Annotated in this window: 20 protein-coding genes; 6 read left to right on the forward strand and 14 right to left on the reverse strand. The window is 55.3% G+C overall.

Annotated features, from left to right (window positions below; genetic code table 11):
- Positions 1 to 56: 56 nt before the first annotated feature.
- The 9 genes from CBR65_RS10570 to bioB form a co-directional block, all read right to left on the reverse strand.
- The gene (locus CBR65_RS10570; protein WP_087466815.1) at positions 57 to 236 is read right to left on the reverse strand and encodes a DUF3094 family protein; all 180 of its coding nucleotides are present in this window, start codon (positions 234 to 236) and stop codon (positions 57 to 59) included.
- A 92-nt stretch (positions 237 to 328) separates the two neighbouring features.
- Positions 329 to 1,186, reverse strand: coding sequence for a putative metalloprotease CJM1_0395 family protein (locus tag CBR65_RS10575; RefSeq protein WP_087466816.1), 858 nt, complete (start codon positions 1,184 to 1,186; stop codon positions 329 to 331).
- Between the two features lie 13 nt (positions 1,187 to 1,199).
- Positions 1,200 to 1,442 carry a hypothetical protein gene (locus CBR65_RS10580; protein ID WP_087466817.1) on the reverse strand — a complete coding sequence of 81 codons (243 nt, stop codon included), beginning with the start codon at positions 1,440 to 1,442 and terminating at the stop codon, positions 1,200 to 1,202.
- 223 nt (positions 1,443 to 1,665) lie between these two features.
- Positions 1,666 to 3,357 carry a bifunctional UDP-sugar hydrolase/5'-nucleotidase gene (locus CBR65_RS10585; RefSeq protein WP_087466818.1) on the reverse strand — a complete coding sequence of 564 codons (1,692 nt, stop codon included), beginning with the start codon at positions 3,355 to 3,357 and terminating at the stop codon, positions 1,666 to 1,668.
- A 162-nt stretch (positions 3,358 to 3,519) separates the two neighbouring features.
- Positions 3,520 to 4,215: a dethiobiotin synthase gene (bioD, locus tag CBR65_RS10590; protein WP_087466819.1), complete on the reverse strand. Its 696-nt coding sequence runs from the start codon at positions 4,213 to 4,215 to the stop codon at positions 3,520 to 3,522.
- A 21-nt stretch (positions 4,216 to 4,236) separates the two neighbouring features.
- Entirely contained in the window at positions 4,237 to 5,841 is a 1,605-nt protein-coding gene (gene bioC, locus CBR65_RS10595) for a malonyl-ACP O-methyltransferase BioC (RefSeq protein WP_232461414.1), read from the reverse strand.
- Positions 5,838 to 7,016 carry an 8-amino-7-oxononanoate synthase gene (bioF, locus tag CBR65_RS10600; RefSeq protein ID WP_087469021.1) on the reverse strand — a complete coding sequence of 393 codons (1,179 nt, stop codon included), beginning with the start codon at positions 7,014 to 7,016 and terminating at the stop codon, positions 5,838 to 5,840. The genes bioC and bioF overlap by 4 nt, the downstream gene beginning before the upstream one ends.
- Before the next feature lie 52 nt (positions 7,017 to 7,068).
- Positions 7,069 to 7,680, reverse strand: coding sequence for an outer membrane beta-barrel protein (locus tag CBR65_RS10605; protein ID WP_087466820.1), 612 nt, complete (start codon positions 7,678 to 7,680; stop codon positions 7,069 to 7,071).
- A gap of 22 nt (positions 7,681 to 7,702) precedes the next feature.
- Positions 7,703 to 8,761: a biotin synthase BioB gene (gene bioB / locus CBR65_RS10610; protein WP_087466821.1), complete on the reverse strand. Its 1,059-nt coding sequence runs from the start codon at positions 8,759 to 8,761 to the stop codon at positions 7,703 to 7,705.
- Between the two features lie 168 nt (positions 8,762 to 8,929).
- On the opposite strand from bioB, the gene CBR65_RS10615 reads away from it, so the two are divergent.
- Positions 8,930 to 9,673: a ComF family protein gene (locus CBR65_RS10615; RefSeq protein WP_232461415.1), complete on the forward strand. Its 744-nt coding sequence runs from the start codon at positions 8,930 to 8,932 to the stop codon at positions 9,671 to 9,673.
- Here the strand turns inward: CBR65_RS10615 and CBR65_RS10620 are convergent.
- The 3 genes from CBR65_RS10620 to CBR65_RS10630 all read right to left on the reverse strand — a co-directional run bounded on the left by CBR65_RS10620 (position 9,668) and on the right by CBR65_RS10630 (position 12,668).
- The gene (locus CBR65_RS10620; RefSeq protein WP_087466822.1) at positions 9,668 to 10,435 is read right to left on the reverse strand and encodes a ParA family protein; all 768 of its coding nucleotides are present in this window, start codon (positions 10,433 to 10,435) and stop codon (positions 9,668 to 9,670) included. The genes CBR65_RS10615 and CBR65_RS10620 overlap by 6 nt on opposite strands.
- A gap of 212 nt (positions 10,436 to 10,647) precedes the next feature.
- On the reverse strand, positions 10,648 to 11,031 hold the full coding sequence (locus tag CBR65_RS10625) for a hypothetical protein (protein WP_087466823.1): 384 nt from the start codon (positions 11,029 to 11,031) through the stop codon (positions 10,648 to 10,650).
- On the reverse strand, positions 11,028 to 12,668 hold the full coding sequence (locus tag CBR65_RS10630) for a S41 family peptidase (protein ID WP_232461416.1): 1,641 nt from the start codon (positions 12,666 to 12,668) through the stop codon (positions 11,028 to 11,030). Before CBR65_RS10630 ends, CBR65_RS10625 begins: the two co-directional genes overlap by 4 nt.
- 197 nt (positions 12,669 to 12,865) lie before the next feature.
- Between CBR65_RS10630 and CBR65_RS10635 the strand changes: the two genes are divergently transcribed.
- The 4 genes from CBR65_RS10635 (at position 12,866) to CBR65_RS10650 (ending at position 16,373) form a co-directional block, all read left to right on the forward strand.
- Positions 12,866 to 13,867: a serine/threonine protein kinase gene (locus tag CBR65_RS10635; RefSeq protein WP_087466825.1), complete on the forward strand. Its 1,002-nt coding sequence runs from the start codon at positions 12,866 to 12,868 to the stop codon at positions 13,865 to 13,867.
- 97 nt (positions 13,868 to 13,964) lie between these two features.
- A complete protein-coding gene (gene cysE / locus CBR65_RS10640; protein ID WP_087466826.1) occupies positions 13,965 to 14,768 on the forward strand; it encodes a serine O-acetyltransferase in 804 nt (267 codons plus the stop codon).
- A 156-nt stretch (positions 14,769 to 14,924) separates the two neighbouring features.
- On the forward strand, positions 14,925 to 15,284 hold the full coding sequence (locus CBR65_RS10645) for a hypothetical protein (protein WP_087466827.1): 360 nt from the start codon (positions 14,925 to 14,927) through the stop codon (positions 15,282 to 15,284).
- Positions 15,285 to 15,431: 147 nt separating this feature from the next.
- The gene (locus tag CBR65_RS10650) at positions 15,432 to 16,373 is read left to right on the forward strand and encodes a hypothetical protein (protein WP_087466828.1); all 942 of its coding nucleotides are present in this window, start codon (positions 15,432 to 15,434) and stop codon (positions 16,371 to 16,373) included.
- Here CBR65_RS10650 and CBR65_RS10655 read toward each other — a convergent pair.
- Entirely contained in the window at positions 16,370 to 20,119 is a 3,750-nt protein-coding gene (locus CBR65_RS10655; RefSeq protein WP_087466829.1) for a PAS domain S-box protein, read from the reverse strand. The two genes, CBR65_RS10650 and CBR65_RS10655, sit on opposite strands and share 4 nt — an antisense overlap.
- Positions 20,116 to 21,186: an ABC transporter substrate-binding protein gene (locus CBR65_RS10660; RefSeq protein WP_157672036.1), complete on the reverse strand. Its 1,071-nt coding sequence runs from the start codon at positions 21,184 to 21,186 to the stop codon at positions 20,116 to 20,118. The genes CBR65_RS10655 and CBR65_RS10660 overlap by 4 nt, the downstream gene beginning before the upstream one ends.
- Positions 21,187 to 21,523: 337 nt before the next feature.
- Here CBR65_RS10660 and CBR65_RS10670 point away from each other — a divergent pair, with 337 nt between their 5' ends.
- The gene (locus CBR65_RS10670) at positions 21,524 to 22,252 is read left to right on the forward strand and encodes a FadR/GntR family transcriptional regulator (RefSeq protein ID WP_087466832.1); all 729 of its coding nucleotides are present in this window, start codon (positions 21,524 to 21,526) and stop codon (positions 22,250 to 22,252) included.
- The last annotated feature ends 214 nt before the right edge of the window (positions 22,253 to 22,466 follow it).

The raw sequence follows: 22,466 nt of genomic DNA on the forward strand, positions 1-22,466 counted from the left end.
AATTATAGGGACGCATCTCACAACGGTCAAGGGAAAAGTCTAACTAAATCACGAATCTACACGACACCGTGTAACCAGGCGATGATGTAGCTGAAGATACTCAAACCTGTTAGCACAAGCAGGATAACGCCGAGTAATACCCAGACACGAAAAGGCGCTCGCTCAACACTGTTAACACCACGGGACGTCACACTGTCCACCCGCGCCTGATCTTCCGGCGATAACTTGCTCGTCATGTCACGACCTCAACCTTATTGGCGTTATGGATTTTTTGCGCGAGACAAAACTCTAGGGGATCAACACGAATGACGCAAGAGCAACCGGCAGACTAGGCCTGACGATCGAGAAAGGAACCAATGACAGGGATATTGTTATTCACACCGATGTCGAGCAGGCGACGGTTGATATCGATATTGCGGCGGCTTGCTTCCGCCAGCGCGTCGGCACGCTGTGCGCGCTGCTGTTCAGCACGTTCGCTGGCAGCTTGCTGGGCTTCGCTTTCTTTTTCCTTGCGCGCGTCTTCTGCTTTTTTCTCATCGGCACGCTCGATTTTTTCTTCGCGGGCTTGCTCACTCTCAGCGACCCGCTCCTGACGCAGCACTGCTCGCGCCTCGGCTTCCATCAGGGATGCCTCCGCCGCCACGCGGCGATCCTGTGATGAAGGCTCCGCTGGCGCGTTGGCGGCGCGACGAATCTGTTGCGCCTTGGCAATAGTCGCTTCGGGATCACCGGGAATAGGGCTGGTATCAATGCTGACCTCGCCACCCACGGCATAGCTCACACCATCGGGGCCGCGCACGAATTCATAGACGGGGCTTCCCGCATATTTACCGCCTACGGCTGCATGCGCTTGCTCATGGCTGCGCACCTCACGATCACGAGCCGCGAGCTCACGAACTTCTTGCAGCTCTTGATCCTCGCCTGCTTTTTCGGGATCACCGCGACGCCCACCCTGGGCATCATCACCCCTGACCCGCCCTTCGCGGAGGCGCTCTTGCTCGCCTATATCATTGGGACGTTCATCGGGAGAGCGGCGGTTTTCCCCCCGTGCGGCGTCAGCGGATTGCTCCAGGGCTTTGAAGTTCGACGATTTGAGATCAACCCCTTCCTCGCTCACTACCTGACGACCGAGCGGCGCGAAGGGTGCGACGGCGTTGGCAAAGCTGGAAGGGATATTGGTAATCATGGATGGGTATCCGTCAGGCCTTGGTATCAAGCAAAGTGCCCAGGGTTTCGTCAGCGACCTGCACCACACGTGCAGAACTGTCGAATAATTGCGACTGCAATTGCAGGTTGATCAAAGGCTCGACCAAATCGGTAGCTTGAGGATTGTCACTCTGGGTGGTAGTAGCCTGGGCAATCTGGGTAGCGGAGCGGGTCATCTCCGCCTGGCTGTTCTGCATCCCGATCAAACCCTGGGTGATGACTGAACCGATTTGCATGGCAGCTCCTCGTAAAATAACGGTAACAGGTTAGTTGCGATGGAAAAAGCAGACTTACCCACAATTGAAGCCATTTTACGCTTGGCTTTGCCTGAAAAACAGCCAGAATTGCCGCTCCAGCCCGGATTTTTAAGACCGGTTTGGCGCAAAAGCCGGTTCTATATAACAAGCCACATATAACTGACTACTGTCATAGGGTCATTTTTTGTGGCCCGGCAGGTAATCAATCAACCCGCAGGATACGTTCCGCCGGCTCAGCACGCCCCGCCGGAGCGCCTGCTTTCTCCTGGGCAACCAGATAATCTGTCAGCGCCTTGAGGTCCGGTATGCCGGTATCAATCCGCTCGCTAGCTTCCGTTAGCGCTGAAAAATTATCGCCGCCATCCGCGAGAAAGGCGTTAACAGAAATGCGATAGGTTTCTGTCGGCAAGATTGGTTCACCATCAAGCGACAGGCTGTCAGCCAGAACACGCTGGCCGCGTGGCTGCGATCCATCCCAACGGTAAGTGAACGAGTGTGAAATCTGTAAGGGTTTAAAACTACCCGCGCCCTCGCCCTGCCATTGCTGCTCCAACACAGCCTTTATTTGTGCACCGGTCAAGCTGATGACTTGCAGCGTCCCTTTAAACGGATGAACTGCAGCTACCTGCGAAAAATTTAACGGTGTTTCAACATCTTTCAGCACCAGGTCACTGCGAATACCGCCACTGTTCATCAACGCGATTTGCGCTCCCAAAGCTTGAGTCGCAGCAAGTTGCGCATCGGCGACCAGATCGCCCATGGCTGATTCGCCGTGACGATTAGGTACGCGCGTGATTGTCGCTGCACCCATACGCGCAATCGGCCGCTCAAGCACCGCGCGACTGCGTGCCTCAACCGTCGCCTGCCAGGCCAATAATTCCGGATCGGGTTCATAGCGCTGTGGGTCAACAATCAGGTTACGTGCCTGCACATCCAACAATTTTTCCCCGGCGGGCTCGAATACCAGGGTAAGGTGCGTCACCAGGCGACCGTAGGATGCCGCTTGCGTTACCGGTACATCGCCCACCATGCATAAATAGGCTTCATGAGTGTGCGCGCTCAATACCAGGTCAACGGCGGGATCGAGGCGCTCAACAATATCCACGATGTCGCCCTCCAGGTCAGTACAATCGGGTTGATCAAACGCGGCGAGGGTATTGCCACCCTGATGCACAACGGCGACAACAATATCTGCGCCCTTGCGTTTAATCTCCGGGATAAAACGGTTGATTGCTTCAGCTTCATCCTCAACGCGAATGCCTTGCATGGAACTGGCAGAGACGACCGACGCAAGGTCTTCCACTTGTGCACCGACAAACGCGATCTTTATTCCACGCACGGTTTCAATCACATAGGGCGCAACCAGAGTATTCTCTGTTTCTGTATCGATCAGGTTCGCAGCAATATACGGAAAACCTGCACCGCTAAAATCGTTGCGCCATTGGCAGGCTTTCTCCGGGCGCGGGGAATCACACCCACCGTTGATCTGGCGCAATAGCTCGGCTTTGCCTTCATCCAGCTCATGATTGCCGAGCGATGAAAGGCGCAGCTCCAACAATTTCATCGCTTCCAGACTCGGTTCATCGGCCCACATAGCCGAGATCGGCGGGGAAGCACCGATTAGATCACCCACCCCGACAAACAGTAATTGCGGATCATCCTGCCGTAATTTATTCAGCAAACCGCCAAGCGTCGCGACGCCGCCAGCCTGAACCGTAATAACCGCATCCGGATTACCGGGGTCGGTGTAACTGAATGGACTCGGCTGCAGGTAACCGTGAAAGTCATTGAGGGCAACCAGATTGATTTCCACCGGCTCGCGGGACCCGGGGCCTGCACAACTTACCAATAAGGTATTGAGAAATAGAATCAGAAGAAATGTTTTTGCCTTCACGCAGAACCCCTCGTTTTTACCTAACCGAACTTGCTATTGTCGCAACGATACTCGCGTTTTTCAGGCATGGACCATGCCAGCCTCGGTCAGGTTTTTAACCAATGCTTACGGCAATAATGCAAGGCCAGGATGACTGTTCGGTGACGCTCAGCCAGAAGTGAGCTATTGGAAAAGAGACGCGACAGAGGTGTTGGAAAAAAATTCTTTCAGTTGTACCGGGGATGCGCCCTGCCCCAGGTAAGGCACAACACCCAAACAAGGCGCTGCCAAGCGTTGCTGCAAGGACACAATATTTTCCTGCTGGCACGGCATATCCGGATCAATAATATTGGCCACCCAGCCGGCAAGGGGTAAACCATCCCGCGCGATGGCTTCGACCGTTAGCATGGCGTGGTTAATACATCCCAAACGTATCCCCACAATCAATATCACCGGCAACTGCAAGGTGCGCGCAAGATCCGCCAGGGTTTCTGCTGAATTTAACGGCACTCGCCAACCGCCAGCACCTTCCACCAGAGTAAAGTCCGCCTGATTTAAAACCCCGCGACAAAACCCGGTCAGGCGATCCACCGATAACACACGCCGGGCTTGTTGTGCCGCAATGTGTGGGGCAATGGCCGGCTCAAGCGCGATGGGATTGATTTGCTCATAAGCCAAAGACTGCGTGATGACAGACTGCAACAACAACGCATCGTCATTGCGCAAGCCCTCTGCGGTGACCTCGCAACCTGCAGCCACTGGTTTTAATGCAGCGGTCGATAAACCACGCTCTTTTGCAGCCAACAGCAGTCCGGCGGACATCAATGTTTTGCCTACACCGGTATCCGTACCTGTTACGAAAAACGTTTTTTTAGTCATAAATTTGATGAATGTTGAATGTTAATTTTCCGAGGTTGCCCAAGGCGCCTGCACCAATACATAGAACAACTCGTAACTTGCCGGCAATGCATCATCGCGACGAAATTGTTCGTATGCCTGCTTAAAGGCCTCAATTTTTTTGCGGCCGGTCAGACCTCCCGGTTTCCCGGCATTGATATTGTGCGCGCCCAGGGCTTTCAGCTCCCGGGTCAAATCCACCAGGCGATCGTAGTGCAATTCCCGTTGTTCAGTTTGCCAATCAGCCAACACTAAATCGGATGCTGCAATAGACGCTTGTAAGTTTTCAGCGGTTTCAAACCGATTGACATGCACATAGCCATCCACCTGTTGCCAGGCATGACGCAACTCATGCAAGGTGGCTGGCCCGAGAGTGGCCAGCAAAGCAACGCCACCCGGTGTTAATACGCGGCGAATTTCTGCGAATAGTCGATCAGTGTCAGTGCACCACTGAATGGCCAGACTGGAAAAAATCAATTCCACACTGGCGTCAGCAAGGGAAAGCTGTTCTGCATCGCAACATAACCAGGTCGCCAGATCACCGTGAGTTTCACGAGCGAAATCCAACATGCCTTGCGCAATATCCACACCGATAAGTTCGGCGGGCGGAAACTGCTGCCGGAGCTGCTGACTAAAAAACCCCGTACCACAACCTAGGTCAATGACTCGGTGTGGTACCAGATGTTTCGGCAATTGCTGTAATAAGTGCTGACCGACATCGCGCTGCAATTTCGCCACCGCATCATAGGTGCGCGCTGCGCGACTGAAGGATTGCGCGACTTTGCATTTATCCAAAACACCCGGAGTGGGCTGCAAAAATATGTTGATCAACTGCACGACCTGATGCGGTTGACTCCAGTGAATCGCATGAGCAGAATCAGACAGGACTTCTATGTGTTGATGCGGGTTGAGTTTACGCAGTTCATCTGCAGCGCTTACCGGCACCAAAGCATCGGCTTCGGTCAGAATGTGCAACCCAGGTTGAGAGAGCTGCGCAAAAGCAGTGCGATTATCCAATTGCGCCAACAACAAGAGTGCATCTTGCCACGCAGTGTTAGGCTCACCTGTTTTTATGCCGCGCAAGGTTTTCAGCAGCGAACGTTCCCGTGCATCACCCTGCGCCAGCAAACCGGTAAACAGCTTCAAGGTCTGGTGCGGGTCGGCGGCAAATTGCTGATTAAAGTTGCGATTGATCGCGCGCGGCATAGCCGCTGGATAATCGGCGGACGCGACAAATTTTACATTGGTGGCCAACGTAATCACACGAGACACTTTTTCTGGCGCACGCGCCGCCAGCGCGACCGCGAGCATGCCGCCCAGCGACCAGCCCATCAGCACAGCGCGCGCGGGCAATTGTTGCGCCAGCAAATCCAGCACCGTATCCAGCCCAGCAAAAGGTATGGATTCACTGCCGCCAAAACCGGGCAGATCTATAGCATAGAGATCACCGAACTGTTGCAAGTCGTGCAGCAATGGCTGCCAGGTTTGGCTGTCACACCCCCAGCCATGCAACAGCACCAACGGCTCGCGCTGTACCGGCAATTTCTGTGCAGGATAATAATGAACAGCCAACCGGGTCGGCGATGATGATTGTCTTGCCGGAATCACGCGCGCACCTTGTTGTTAATGTCGGTGAGTGCATTCAATAACGCATCGACCTGGGCAACGGAATGTGCTGCTGACAAGGTGACGCGCAAACGCGAACTGCCGACCGGTACTGTGGGAGGACGAATCGCTATCACCAAAAAGCCACGCGCTGCGAGCTCTTCAGAAAAAGCCAGGGCGCGAGCTTCATCGCCCAAAATAATCGGTTGGATTGGCGAGGCTGAATAGAGCAACTGCAAACCAATTTCCGCCGCACCACGGCGAAAATGCACGATGAGTTGTTGCAAATGTTCGCGCCGCCAGGATTCCTGTTGCAGCAATTGCAAACTGGTGCGAGTAGCCGCTGCGACAGCTGGCGGCATGGCGGTGGTGTAGATGTACGGGCGCGCAAATTGAATCAGTGTTTCTATCAGCACTTCACTGCCGGCGATAAACGCACCGAAGGTTCCAAACGCTTTTCCTAATGTGCCCATCAGAATCGGTAATTGTGCTTGCGTTAAACCGAAATGTTCAGCAGTGCCACCACCACGTTGACCGAAGCAGCCGAAGCCGTGCGCATCATCTACCATCAGCCAGGCATTATGTTGCTGCGCCAGTTGCGCCAGTTGCGGCAGCGGCGCAAAGTCGCCATCCATACTGAACACACCATCCACCACAATTAATTTTCGCGCAGCTTCGGTTTTTTCCAAACGGGTTTGCAAGTTATCCAGGTCGTTGTGCAGAAAACGTTGAAAGCGCGCACTGCTGAGCAGCCCGGCGTCCAGTAACGATGCATGGTTTAACCGATCTTCAAAGACGGCATCGCCCTGCCCGACCAAGGCGGTAATCGCACCGAAATTGGCCATGTAGCCGGTGGAAAATAACAAGGCGCGTTCGCGCCCGCAAAACGCCGCCAATTCTTCTTCGAGTGCGTGGTGTTCTGAGGAATGGCCGTTGACCAGATGCGATGCGCCGCTGCCCACACCGAAGTGCTCCGCTGCGCTCTGCAAACGTTTTATTACCGCAGGATGATTGGCAAGGCCGAGATAGTCGTTGCTGCAAAATGCCTGATAGGATTTACCATCAACAACCAGTTCCGGCAACTGCGGCGTTTCCAGCACCCGCCGATGGCGATAACGATGAGCGGCGCGGCGCTCGGAAAGCGCCGGCGCGAGAATGTGTTCGAGAGAATTGTCCACGGGCAAATCTGTTACACCTGTTAAAAATGATCGGCCCTGTTACCCGGCCCGTTTAGAAATCGCCACGCAAGGAAATAGATAAATAGTTCGCACTAAATTCATCATCAAAAAGTGCATCAGAATCAATGGAGCGCCAGGTTTGCCATTGGATGCGTACAACGCCGGTATAGCTTGTTGCAAACTCCACCCCGGCAGTCCAACCGATATTCATACCAAAGGTGGTATCGCTCGATTCACGCGTTTCCCATGTTTCATCGCCAGCCTCAACAAAGCGAGTGTCGCCCCAGGATGTATGGACCATTGAACCGCCAACGCCAGGGCCAGCGAATAAGCGAGCTTCATCCGCAAGCGGCAGTGACATCAATCCGTAAGCACCGACAGTTGCACCGTCGATTTGCGTTTTTCCATGTCCGCCGCCAAACCAACCGCGCGGATCGAGAATGGCATCAAAGCTAAGTTCAAGACTGACAAAATCGGAAAACCGATGACCCGCGTAACCACGCAGCAAGAATCTTGGGTTTAAACAATCGCCACCGAAAAAACCGGACTCGCCGGCCCCTTCACAAAACTCTGCCGCACCTAGTGCAAAGCCACCGTAATTTTCCGCGTGAACCGGCAGGGCGAACAATCCACACATTGCCAGCGCAATCCATCCGTATTTCATATTCAATCCCTGGGTGAATAAATTATTTGGCAGCGTTGTAGAAAAATGAATCGAGTTGCGCTTCTTGCAATTGATTGACGACGGCCGCTTCTTGCTCGGCTTCATCTTCATGAATTTCATAGGCTTCCGGCGTAATGCCAAGACGCTTGAACAATTGCATGTCCTTGCTGGCTTCCGGATTGGGCGTGGTCAATAATTTTTCGCCGTAGAAAATCGAATTGGCGCCGGCGAGAAATGCCATGGCTTGCATTTGCTCGTTCATCTGTTCACGACCGGCCGATAAACGAACGTGGGATTTGGGCATCAGGATGCGGGCAACGGCGATGGTGCGGATAAAATCAAACGGATCAAGATCTGCCTGATCTGCCAGTGGTGTGCCTTCCACTTTAACCAGCATGTTCACCGGCACCGATTCCGGGTGCTCCGGCATGGTCGCCAATTGCACCAGCAAGCCCGCGCGATCACCTTCTTCTTCGCCCATACCGACGATGCCGCCACAGCAGACTTTCATGCCGGCTTTGCGCACATTGCTGAGGGTTTGCAGGCGATCCTGATAGGTGCGGGTGGTGATGATTTCGCCATAGTATTCCGGCGAGGTATCGAGATTGTGGTTGTAATAATCCAGACCGGCGTCAGCCAGTTCCTGCGCCTGATCTTCATTCAACATACCCAGGGTCATACAGGTTTCCAGCCCCAGCGACTTCACGCCTTTAACCATGCTGGTGACGTAAGGCATATCTTTACCTTTAGGTGACCGCCAGGCCGCGCCCATACAGAAACGAGTGGCGCCGCTGGCCTTGGCCGCTTTGGCTTCCTCGATGACTTTTTCAACCGCCATGAGTTTTTCGCGTTCCAGCCCGGTGTCGTAGCGGGCGGACTGCGGACAGTAAGCGCAATCTTCCGGGCAGGCACCGGTCTTGATGGAACACAAGGTACTGACCTGGACTTCGTTGGGATTAAAAAAACTGCGATGGACCGTCTGGGCTTGATACATCAGATCACTGAAAGGTAATTCAAACAGCGCTTTCACTTCAGCGCGGGTCCAGTCATGGCGAATCAGGGGGTGGCTGGTAGCATTCATAGGAAGATAGTCGCAAGGTTTAGCAGCATGTTGCTGGGTTGAGATGGGCTCTATCTTAGCGGGGCAATAAAAGCTGTCAACCTGAAAATGAAAACAGGTTAACAACTCATCACTTGGCAAATGGATGCGCAGCCATTAGAGTCCGGCGACACACAAGGAGGAGGGAAAATGATGTTTCCGCATATTCACCACAGGATCGGGGAATTTTTTAATCGACTGTCGCCCACGGCCTGCCTGCTATGCAGCTGCGGCCTACACGGCGAGCTTCTCTGCCACAACTGTGAGTTATCACTTCCTCACATTTCATTCGCTGAGCACTCATGCCAACAGTGTGCATTACCACTGACCAGCGACGCCGGTTATTGCGGCCAGTGTTTACAGAAACCGCCCGCTTTTTCACGCACTATTGCGCCCTTTCGTTACCAGCACCCGGTGGATTTCCTGATCCACAATTTCAAATATCGTCGCCAACTCACCGCAGGCAGAGCATTAGGGAATGCGTTGGCGCAGTGCATCCAGCACACCTACAGTGAACAAGGTTGGCATTTACCGGAACTGATAATTCCCGTGCCTTTGCACTGGGCGCGGCGCTGGTTGCGCGGCTTCAATCAAACCGAGCTACTCGGACGGCAACTGGCCAGACATCTGGATATTCCATTGCAATCCCGGCTTTGCCGGCGCACGCGATACACGCCGTCACAAAAAGGCTTGAGCCGCGCAAAACGGCAGGAGAATCTGCGTCAGGTGTTTTGTGTGACGGCGACCGGGCGCACTGCAATGGACGGACGGTGTATTGCACTGCTGGATGATGTAGTTACAACCACAGCCACCACGCGTGAATTGAGCAGGTTATTGATTCAGCAGGGGGCAAAGGAGGTACATGTCTGGGCGGTCGCCCGAACAGACCTATGAGGCAACGCTGGCTTCCCGCTCAGTCTTCCGTAACAAACGGGCCAATTCCTTCCACATTTCCTGATAAGCCAGCGCGGCGCGGCCATGGCTCGCGTAGCTGGTCAGCGGTGCCTGCCGCAGCGCCATTTGCTCTACCGCTGAGTTCATGGGAATCCAGCTTTTAAGCATAGGTACCGGCATTTGCTTGAGGTTTTCCACCGCCTGGCGGTGCAGGTTGCGGCGCATATCTACCTGGTTAAAAAAGCCCACGATCTTTTGCGGGCTGTTTTTCTTTTCGCCAAAGAACGCGATGACCTGTTCCATGGCACGAATCGACAGCGGACTGGGAATCATGGGAATCAGCACAATATCGACATCGCTCAACAGCTGCTCCATGGCAGGCGAAAGGGAGGGGGCGCAGTCGTAGATCAGGATGTCGTTCTTATCAGCGAGGGGTTTGATGAGGTTCTTCAACCAGCGATTGCCGCTCTGGCCTTCAAACTCCTTCTCCATCTTGCGCAGGCTCAGGTCTGCCGGAATGACGCTCAAACCGGGGAAGGGTGTAGCCACCTCCAGGTCGGCAACCGCTCTACCCTTGCTGAAGACTTTAATGGCCCGGGATTTGGCATTCTCTTGCTGACACAACCAGGTCGCTGCGGCCTGGGGGTCCAGATCCCACAACACCGTGTTTTTCCCGGCCGCCGCCGCCATGTAAGCCATGTTTACGGCGGTAGTGGTTTTACCCACGCCACCTTTGAGGTTGTAGAACGCAATCGTGATCATAGGGCTCTCGCTGATTAGACGAACTTATTATTAGGCTCTTAATAGACCCCAACTCCTTTAGTTCTGGCTCTTTAAGCTTCTATCTCCTTATAGCCTCTATCCGGCCAGGATGAAAGTCCCGACACGGCTGATGAGCCCTGCTCCACAAAAATTTACATTTGCTATTCATGATTTTTATAGAGTTTTAACAGTGGTTGGGCGATTTTCCGCCCCTATTCCGCCACACAGTCCACATTGAGCGGCCAGCGGCTCTGGTCGGCGGCGCGCACCAACAAACAGACATCACCGTTGCGCATCAGGACAAATTGCTCCCCCGGTCCGGACAGGTCAGTTCCCATCACCAACCCCTGCTCCAGGTGGCGATGTTGTTTGCGTTCGATAATCAGACGGCTGCTGGAACTGAATACATCGTCAGCCAGCATTACCGGTATACCCAATGCCTTCTCAACCACTTGCTGAACCTGTTCGCGGGTAGCGGGTGAAGGATCAGCAAGGCGCGCGGGCCGATCAGCACGGGGATCGAGATCCGGTGTGGCGCAGGCGGTGAACAACACCGCCAGGAGCAGCCAGCCGATATTGCTTCCGCCCCAACTCATTGCTCAGCTCCGGTATCCGGAGGCAACAGGATCGTGTTTTGCAGCGCGGCCGGCTTATGCACATAGCCCTCGGCCATTGGTCGTGCTTGTTTTTGCAGCCCCTTTTGCATACCCGTGCCACTCACTGCCGGACACTCGCCCGTCTCGTGATAGGTCAATGCAGCCGCCAGACGCGCCTCTGCCGGATCACCCAAGGCGTGCAGGTAGTCGTCTGCCACCATACAGCCGGGCAAACTGGCGGCATCTGCCGGATTGCTGCCCGGTGTGAAGCCATCGGAATATTCACCAAAGCCTTTGGCGTTATCGCCCTTGAATTGAACCGTAAAATAGGTGGTGCCGCAGTTGTCGGTGGGGTAGAAGCCGTAAGGTTTGCCGCAGGTTGAAGTGCCTATCTGGATAACTTCTACATCCACGCCGCGCAGGCCATTGATAATCGCCTCACTGGCGGAGCAGGTGTTGGCCCCGGTCAGGATATATACCCGCGTCAGATTGAGACTGGGCAACGGCTGGCCGGTGGCGGTAGAAAACCCCAGCGTTCGATCATAAAACGGAATAGGCGTCAGGCTCTGGCCGGTAACCGGGTCGCGGTCGGGATGTTTGTCGTTAAAGCTGATGCCGTAAAACACCTGGTCTGCGGTGGGCGTATCCCCGGCAAGCATATAGGCCAGCTGGCTGGCGATAGCGAGCAAACCACCGCCGTTGTAGCGCAGATCCAGCACTAGCTGTGTGGCGCCGGCTGAACTGAGCTCATCAATGGCATCAATCAGCAGCTCTTCCGAGGTGGCAATATGATCATTGAATAACAGATAGCCCACCTGCTCGCCGGATTCACTTTCCAGGGTTTTGACATATTGCACCGGCGTGGAAGTGATGGTGGTCGATGTCAGGGTAAGGGTGCGCGGCTCGTCGGAGCCGATATCTTGGACAACCAGCGTGACACTTTGCCCGGTATCGGACGGAAAAAGACCTTCATTCAAGGTATCCACACCGGCCCCGGTGTTGTCCTCGACAGCATCGACACCATTCACTTCCAGCACCAGCGTACCGCGGGCCAGATCCACGCCTTCCGCTGTCGCGGGAGTATTGGGTTCTGTGTAGGCCACGCGAATTTCACGCGGCGGCACGCTATTGATTACAGCCCAGGTTACCCCATAACCAGCAGAAACCCCGGAACCGGATAGTGCATTCCATTCGGCCGTGTCGTAGGTGAAGTGGAACTGGTCTTTAGGTGCGCCCGAGGGCGTCAGATCATTGGTTTTGAGTAGGCTGAAATAGGTGATCGGATCGTCAAATTCGGCCGGATCAAGATCGATAATCTCGTCGTACCACAGATAGGTCTCATTGCTCCAGGAGCGTAACCAGTTGTTTTCATCAAGCGTTTTACCGGAGCGGTCGGGGTAGCTGTTACCGGTATAGGGATCTGTACCCGAGCGCGGCGCAGCGCAGCGACTCTCAAAATCACTGGCGGGTTTAAAGACCCCCGGTTCCCATGCCGTATTGGTGTTATTGTTGTTGCCGGTTCGATCATCAAGCAAGGAGGAACCACCTCCGCCGCCACAACCCGCCAAACCCGCTAACAACAGCACAAAAAATAAACGACTGAACATATTAAGCCTTGCTGCAAATGTGTGAATCACACTGAATTCCTTCTGTTATCTATTATCTCCGCCGGCAAACGCCGCTGACGACATTTACCTGCATTATTTACCCACATTAAAGGTTCCGCTCCTCTGGCCGGTGAGGCACACTGTCCGACCGCGTCGAGGCTATCCAGAACTATGCCTCAGCCTAGGATATTTGTCCGTGAACTTCCATGCATAAAAGGCCAACCTCCATGAATCAGCCCACAGCCCATCCATACGAAGCGCTCAGCCCCGACCTGGTGCTGGATGCCGTAGAAAGTTGCGGCTACCTGAGCGACGCCCGCGTCCTGGCATTAAACAGCTACGAAAATCGGGTATACCAGGTCGGTGTTGAAGAGGGCGCGCCCCTGATCGCCAAGTTCTACCGCCCACAGCGCTGGAGCGACGCGCAGATTCTGGAGGAGCATACCTTCACCCAGGCTTTGCATGAGTTGGAGATTTCCGTGGTGCCACCGATTGCCGATGCGGACGGTAATACCCTGCGGACATTCACCCGTCAGGACAACAGTTTTCGTTTTGCGCTTTACCCCCGCCAGGGCGGCCATGCGCCCAATCTGGATGACTATGACCAGCTGCTCTCCCTAGGCCGGGTACTGGGCCGCATCCACGCACTGGGCCGCGCGCGCCCCTTTATCGAACGCCCCATGCTGGATGTCCAGAGCTTTGCACGGGACAGTTACACCTTCCTGATGGAGCATGATTTTATTCCACCCAGCCTGCGCGAATCCTACCGCAGCCTGGGCGCGGACCTGATCCGCCGCCTGGAAGATCGCTTTGCCCAGACCCGCTTCACCCCCATTCGCTTACATGGCGATTGCCACCCCGGCAATATCCTGTGGCGCAATGATGCGCCCCATTTCGTGGACTTTGATGATGCGCGCAACGGGCCAGCCGTGCAGGATCTGTGGATGCTGCTGTCCGGCGAGCGCGAGCAGCAAAGTTTGCAGTTGGCTGAAATTCTGGATGGTTATCGGGAATTTTGTGACTTTGATCTGGCCGAACTGAATTTGATCGAAGCTCTGCGTACCTTACGTATCATGCATTACAGCGCCTGGCTCGCGCGCCGCTGGGACGACCCGGCCTTTCCCCGGCACTTTCCCTGGTTCAATACCGAGCGTTACTGGGGCGAACATATACTCGAATTGCGCGAACAACTGGCGGCCTTGTATGAACCACCTCTGGCGGTGTTTTAACAGCGAAAACCCTCGTGTGGGCCAGCGCACTGGAAATCCCCGGTTCAAGGCCCAATAATGCACAGACGCTTCAACCGGCCATTCAAAGGATCTCATCATGACTGCTACTGCTGCCCCCGCCGCAAAGCCCATCGACGCGCTCTGGGAATCTATCCGCAACCAGACCCGCAAGCAGGCGGAATCGGAACCGGTACTGGCCAGCTTCCTCTACTCCACCATCCTCAACCATGAAACCCTGGAAGCAGCGCTCAGCTTTCACCTGGCCAACAAGCTGGACAGTCCCGCCATGCCGGCCATGTTGATGCGCGAAGTGATTGAGCAGGCCTTGAATGATGATCCGTCCATCGGTGAGGCCGTGCGCGCCGATTTGTATGCAGTAAACGAACGTGATTCAGCTTGCTGCTCGCTGGTGACGCCGCTGCTCTACTTCAAGGGTTTCCATGCCTTGCAGGCTTACCGCATTGCGCACTGGCTGTGGCAACAGGGCCGCAATCCGCTGGCGCTGTTCCTGCAAAATCGTATTTCCTCGGTGTTTGCGGTGGACATACACCCGGCCGCGAAGATCGGTAAAGGCATTATGTTCGATCACGCCACCGGTATCGTGATTGGCGAAACGGCGGTGGTGGAAGACAACGTCTCCATCATGCAATCGGTAACCCTGGGCGGCACCGGAAAGGAAGGGGGCGATCGCCATCCCAAGGTGCGCAAGGGTGTATTAATCAGCGCTGGCGCCAAGATCCTGGGCAATATCGACATCGGCGAATGCGCCAAGGTCGGCGCCGGTAGCGTTGTATTGAAGAGCGTTCCGCCGCGCACCACCGTGGCAGGCGTACCAGCCAAAGTGGTCGGTGACAGCAAGTGCGCGCAGCCTTCGCGGGATATGGATCACCACCTGAGTTAATGCGCCACCTGATGGATAAGCAGGCAGCGCCCATCAGAAACGCACCACTTACGTGCACCTCTTGGCGTATGGATATTCAAAAAACACCTCAAAAACGGGTTTCCAGCGATTGGCTGGCTTCTTGCTTGAGTCACCACCTGTTCAAGTGGAGGCCCTATGCAATACAGCAAACCCATGATCGATTTGGTGTATGAAATACGTCGCCGTGTTGATGCGAAGATGAAGCCAGGTATCAAACTGGCCAATCCGGATATGTTGCAGGAACTGGCCGAGTTCCATCACGACTGTAAGGATACGATTACCCGAACCCTGATCAAGGAACTGCTCTCTCTGGCCGGTGAACCCTGGGTTGACCAGTTGGATGAACCCAAGCCTAAATCCGAGACTCCCAAGCCCGACACCCCGAAGCAAATCACCAAAGTCTATCGCGGGCAGGTCAGTCTGGTAGATGCGCCCACCACCAAGGAATCCCACAGGCCGGTGCGTATCTATCGCGGGCAGGTGGTGGAGTACTAACCTCCTGCCATCGTGCCATCGTGCCATCGTGCCATCCGGTGATGCAACGCACTGACGCAAGCCCTGGTCCTTGCCCACCCTGGCGCACATCTCTAGACTGCTGATTCCAGGCCCACTCTGTCGGCATTCCTTGTTACCCGAAAATCTATGAGCAATCCTTTGACGTTTCGTTGGTTAGCGCTGGTCTCCTGTTTATTGGGCGGCTGGTCGGTCGCTACCCAGGGAGCCGACGAAGCGCCCGACCCGCTCGCGGTTTCCATCTATGAAGATATCTATGCGGATTACCGCCAGTTTGTGCGGGGACGGGATGTTGCCAGCATTGATTACTACGGTGGCTCCGGCGCGCGCCGTGATGTGATTGAGGTAGTCCTCTTGCAGCAAGCCTTGCAATTAGGTGGCTTCAAGGATTCGCTGGAACTGCGCGATGAACAGAATTATCTGCGCACTCTGCGACAGATTGCCGATGGCGACCTGATTTCCTCCGGCGCCCTGGTGTGGTACTCCGATGTGCTGAACCTGCCCGATTTATTCCACATTACCCAGCCGGTCATTGATGAAGGTGAATTCATCGTCGGCTTTTATACCTCGCCCACCAACCAAAAAGCGCTGGCCGCGAAAAGCCTGGAAGACCTGCGCCAGCTGCGGGCTGTTTCCAGCATCCAATGGTATGCCGATGTCGCCACCCTGAAACACATGGGCATCAACCACCTGTATTTCACCACCGACTGGATTCACATGGTGCGCATGGTCAGCGCCGGGCGGGCCGATTTTACGCTCGCACCGTTTCAACCCTCCGCCGGCATGAAGGTTGTGCTGGACGGTATGGAGCTGATTCCCATTGAAGGCATTAAAGTGGCTATCCAGGGCACTCGCCACTGGCCGGTCAGCCGCCGCCATCCGCGTGGGGAGGAATATTATGATGCCCTACAGAAAGGCATCACCCTGATGAAAGAGCGTGGCCTCATTCATAAAGCCTATGAAGAAAGTGGATTTTTTCATCGCGAGGTGGATAGTTGGCGACTGATAAACCCGCCGGCGGCGCCAGCGGCGGTAGCACCTTCATTGAGCACATCGGCGGCGACCCCTTAACTCACCACACCATGCTGTTTAAGCAGCAACACATCAAATTCAGCGGCCGGCATGGGCCGGGCAAAAAGATAGCCCTGATAGGCATAGCACCCGTTGGTGGCCAGAAAAGCGCGCTGCCCTTCCGTTTCCACACCCTCCGCGATGACCGATAAACCCAGACTGAGACCCAGCGCGATAATCGTGCGTGCGATCACCGCATCATTAGGGTCAACCAGCACGTCACGCACAAAGGATTGATCAATCTTCAGTTGATCGAGGGGCAACTGCCGCAGGTAGCTGAGGGACGAATAGCCGGTACCAAAGTCATCCAGCGAAAAACCTACGCCGCAACTTTTGAGCGCACGCATCTTCCCGATGACGTCATCCAGGTTGTTAACCAACAGACTCTCGGTCAACTCCAGCTTGATGCGCGTCGGGTCCGCCCCGGTTTGCTGGATCACATCCAGCACCTGCTCCACAAAACCGATCTGGCGGAACTGGCGGGCACTGACGTTGATCGCGAGGGTCAGTTCACGGGACGCCGGTTCCTGAGCCCAGCTCACCAGCTGTTCGCACGCTGTTTCCAGTACCCACTGCCCCAAGGGCAGGATGAACCCGGACTGTTCTGCCAAGGGAATAAACTCAGCCGGAGAGACCATGCCTCGCTCCGGGTGATGCCAGCGCAGCAGCGCTTCCGCCCCGGTGATGTGCCCCTCACCATCCACCTGCGGCTGGTAAAACAGCATGAATTGTTGCTGCGTCAGACCGAGGCGCATGTCGGCTTCCAGCGCGGTGCGCGCTGCCAGGGATGCCTGCAGTTCAGAGTCGAAGAATTGTAGGGTATTACGTCCCGCCGCCTTGGCCTGGTACATGGCCACATCCGCCCGTTTCAAGAGGGCATCCACCGTTTCCGCCTGCTGACTAAACAACGTAATGCCGATGCTGGGGCTGCTGTAATGCTCAATATCGTCCAGCAGGTATGTCTGACTCAGCAAGGAAAGAATGTGCTCGCCCACGGCTTTGGCTCGCCCGGCCGCTTCGTGGACGTTTTGGCTCAAGCCTTCCAGCACCACCACAAACTCATCGCCGCCAAGCCGCGCCACTGTGTCGCCTTCACGCACACAGCGGGTGAGGCGCTCCGCCACCTGGCAAAGCAACAAGTCACCAGCATCGTGACCGTGGGTATCGTTGAGGTTTTTGAAGTGATCGAGGTCGAGCAGCAGCAAGGCGCCCAGGGAACCGTTCCGCGCGCTGCTGGCCAGGGCGTGCTGCAGCCGGTCCATCAACAGGCGGCGATTGGGCAGTTCTGTCAGGGAATCGTAAAACGCCAGCCGCTGGATACGCTCTTCGTGGCGGCGTCGCTCGGAAATATCACTCACCAGGCCGATCAGCTTGACCTGGCCATTGTGGAGTACCCGAGATACCGATAACTCCATGGGAAACGTGGAGCCGTCCTTGCGTTGGCCCTCGACCTCCCGGCGCCGGCCGAGTACACGCGACAGTACATCCTTGATGCCCTCCGGCTGCTCCTCGCCTTCATCATCGTAAAGGCCCGGCATCAGGGTGTTGGCGGATTGGCCGACAACGTCTTCAGCGCTGTAGCCGAAGATCCGCGCCGCCGCGTTGTTGAAGGATTCAATGACACCCTGGATATTGGTGGTGATGATGCCGTCGGCCACGTTGTCGAGGATGGTCTGGGTATATTCCGCTCCGTCCCGCAAGGCCGCCTCGAACTGTTCCCGCTCAATCGCCACCGCTGCCGTGTGGGTCGCCATGGCGATAATCTGCTGGTGTTGTGCCGTGGGTGAACCGAGGTGGCGGTAATACACCGCAAACGTACCCAATACCCGATGGCGCGCGCTGAAGATGGGAGTGGACCAGCAAGCCTTTAAGCCATGGGGTAACGCCAGTTGCGCATAATCTTTCCACAGCGGGTCGCAGGCGATATCCGTCACAATGACCGGCTCACCGCGAAAGGCGGCCGTGCCACAGGAACCCGCCGCCTCACCAATGGGGGAACCATCAATAGCGCGGCTATAAGCAGCGGGCAAACTGGGCGCCGCGCCGTGATGCAGATGCCGCCCCTCCGCATCAAGCAGCAACACAGAACACAGCATCTGCGGAGCCTGGGCTTCGACGGCGTGAATCAACGTGGTCAGTATCTCGCCCAGTGACGCGCGGCGGGCAATCATCTCCAATACCGCCATCTGGCTGTTCAGCAAGGCTTCGCTGTGCTTGCGCGCGGTAATGTCCTCCACCACCGCCACGTGGTAGTCAAACGGGGTGTCGTTTTCCCACATGGGCGATACCGTCAGGTTCACCCAACAGATGCTGCCATCCTTGCGGATGTAGCGTTTTTCCATGGTAAATTCACGAATCTCGCCTGCCTTGAGCCGTGCAATATTGGCCAGATCCGGCTCCAGATCTTCCGGGTAGGTGATCATGGCAAAGTCCATTTGCAACATCTCCACCACGGAATAACCCACGATATCGGCGTACTTTTTGTTGATACGGATAAAGCGGCAACTGGCGGTCTCAATAACCGCAACACCCACCCCGGCCTGTTCAAACAGCACACGGAAACGCGCCTCACTGGCGCGCAGCTCCGCCTCAGCGTATTTGCGCGCCGTGATGTCGCGCACAATGGCCACAAAGCTTGAAGGTTTCCCTTGGTGGTGGATGATCTGCAAGAAGATCTCCACCGGGAAGACATGACCGTTTTTATGGCGATGTTGACTTTCAAAACTGATGGCGGGTACACGTCCATCCAGCAACGGCTGCATGCGTTCGCGCAATGATGTCGGATCACTGTCCGGCTTGATATCCAGCGGACTCATGCCAAGCAGTTCCGCCTCGCTATATCCCAGTTGCCGCTGGGCGCCCTGGTTAGCGTAAAGGAAATGGAAATCCTTGAGGCTGGCAATGAAGACGCCATCCAGAATCTGGTCGAGCGTGTTTTTATATTGTTCCAACTCTTTTTGCGTCTGGACCTGGGCGGCGTCAGCTTGCGCCAGATCTGCCTGCATCTTGTTAACTGCAACCGCTAAGGCGGCCATCTCTCCCTCACCAAGGATATTGATCGGCGTATTGAAATGACCACGACTGATCTCGCCCACTTTAGTGCGCAGATAACCGAGCGGTTGTGCCAGCCAGCGATCCAGCATCCACATCATCAGCAACATCACCAGGGTACCGATACCCAGGTTCACCAGGCTGCTGCGCAGCACCGCCCGCCCCACTTTGGCTTTACTGTTTTGCAGGTTGTATTGCAGGAGGATAGCGCCGACACGATCCGATCGGATTTCGCCCGCCCGGCTGGGCAGGGATATCGGTTGATAGGCGTTGACGACCGGTTGCCCGCGAACCCTGGCGAACTGTGCCAGGTACTGACGGGTATCAGCAGGTATCCAGCGTTCATCCCATCGATCAGCGATAGCCGTTAAGGGTTGGCCCGGCCACAGGGGATGACTGGCGAACAGGATGCGGCGCTGTTCGTCGATTAGCGCCACCAGTTCTACATCCGGAATCGCCCCCAGATCGGCCACCCATTCAGCCACCAGCCCCATCTGTTCCATTCGCATCAAGCTCTCGATATGGCGCCGGTCACGGGCCATACGTTTTTGCAACAAATCGAGGGTATCGGCTTCCACCTGGCGATTCTGGTTTTCATAACGCCACAGGGCACCCAGTGTCATCATCATGAGCAAGGCGCCGAGGATAATGACCGGCAACCACAAGCGCAGGTTGATGCTCCGATACATTGTCATGGCTGAACCTGCCCGGCCGGCTGGCTCGTAAGGAACTGGCTTGTAAAGAAATTGGAGGGCGGCAGAAAATCCGGCTGCACCAGATGGTCCACAGCGGGCGCACGACGGAGTAACTGGCGTTGCACCATAAAATCCGCCAGCTCGCCGGCGACGCGGACCAGTTCCGGTCGACTGCCGTTCAGCAAACGGTGGTTGTCACCGAGGGACGGCACGCGAATACCAGCCATCATCGTCGCCACCTGTTCCGCTGATACACCAAGATAGGGCGCAATACGCGCGTAGGCGTCATCCGGCGACTGTTGCAGATAATCCAGCGCCCGGAAGTGCGCCTTCAGCAATGCCTGCAATTGGGGACGATAACGATTCATCAACTCCTTGCGCACCACCAGGACATCGAGAACACGGCCGGGAATTGCACGGCTGTCGTAGAGGCGCAACCCGCCCTCATCCAACAACACGGTCGAGACGGGTTCAAAGGTCACCACCACGTCCACCTCACCCCGGCGGTAGGCGGCCAGATGTTCGTTGACGGTCATGGACACCAATTGGATATCGGTGACCGATAATGCCGCTTCCGTTAACAGGGCATCGAGCATGACGCCACCCACGGTGGCATTTTCCACGGCTATACGTTTGCCGCGTATATGCTGCAATGTTGTGATGGCCGGCCGGGCAATGACAGCATCCGCACCCAGGGAATAATCCATGACCAGCACCACGTTCAGGTCCACGCCTTCGTGTATCAGGGTCAAGGCGGAATCGAGGGTAATGGTCGCGGCCGCAACCGTCCCGTTGCGCAGGGCCGAGGCGATCTGGCTGGTGTTGACCAGTTCCACCAACCGGATGTCCGGCTCATTGAGATATTCCAGGCTCTGCGCCAGATGCAGGGTTTCATAACCGGGCCAGGGCAAGGTTGCCACCCGCAGGGGATCGCGCGTCGATGGACCACAGGCCATCAGGACCAGTGCCAGAAGCAGGCCGCTTATACGCGCGAAGACAGAAAACAACAATGTGCAATACATCAACTGGGCATCCCTGGGATTAATGGTGATGGCTCCGCCGGACAAACTGTCCGCTGCTATTTACTCTAGCACTTCCGCCCCTTGGCGGCCGGATTCCTGCACACCGGTCATGCCGCCCGATCCCTTACCTGTCGCCATGAGAGCACATTTCCCCAAACGCTATAGAAAAATGTCTTAAGCGAGGATATTAACCCGTTGTTTACTGCCGCCACCGGCGTCTTCCGGGGTTTCGGCAAGCCTGAAAAAATGCAGAATTTTGCGGGAGATTTTTGCGTAAATGCCCTCATCCGGCGGGCCGTGTAGATTCAGATAATATGATTGTAATCGCCCAACCAAGGCGATATGCTTGCGCAATTCCACGCTCTGTTACGGACAATGTTTTATGTCTATTCTCGATAGAAATTTCAATCTCTCACAGCGTATGACACAGGAGTTGGGTCGTCAGATTGTCTGTGGTGTTTACGATAAAAATGAAAGTCTGCCCACTGAAGCAGAACTGTGCGAAAAATTCGGTGTGAGCCGCAGCGCAGTGCGCGAAGCGGTGAAGATGCTGTCTGCCAAAGGCTTGATCTCCAGCAAGCCGCGCCAGGGCATTCGCATTCAGCCTGAGGAACAGTGGAATATTTTCGATACGGATTTATTGCGTTGGTCTCTGGAAAGCAATCCTTCGATGAAAGTGTTGAAGGAGTTTTTGCAGATGCGTATTGCGATCGAGCCGGAAGCGGCATCACTTGCAGCGCGTTATGCGACGCCGGAAAAAATCGATGCGATTGAAGCGGCGCTCGAACGCATGAAGGCGGCGGGCGATAATATGGAGGCTGAGCTGGAGGCGGATATCGCGTTTCATGTCAGTATTCTTTATGCGAGCCAGAATCGTTTTTATATTCGTCTGCGTGATTTTATTCAGACGGCGTTGCGTGTGAGTATTCGCCATACAAGTCCGATCAAGGCGAACCATGAGGGTGTGGTGGAGGATCATGCGAAGGTGTTTAATGCGATCAAAAATCGCAACGCGGAGCGTGCGAAGCATTCTATGTTGTTGTTGATTGATGAGGCGTTGAATTTTATTGAAGAGGAATTGGTGGCGCGGGAGCAGAACGCTTCTAACTAGATTGTTGATGAACGGACTTCGTAGTTCGTTTGTCATTAGGGCTTCTGTTTCGAAAGCGCATGAATACATCCCTGTAGCTCCCTCAAGTCATCCCTGACTTGAGGGTTTCGAAACAGAAGCCCTAACGCCAAACTCGTATTGTGCCAAAGTCATCAAAAGTAAGGGCGTTTATCTTGCGATAAACGCCCTTTTTATTTGCTCAGAATTTTTTCTA

This window comes from Cellvibrio sp. PSBB006 (assembly GCF_002162135.1).
GTDB lineage: Bacteria > Pseudomonadota > Gammaproteobacteria > Pseudomonadales > Cellvibrionaceae > Cellvibrio.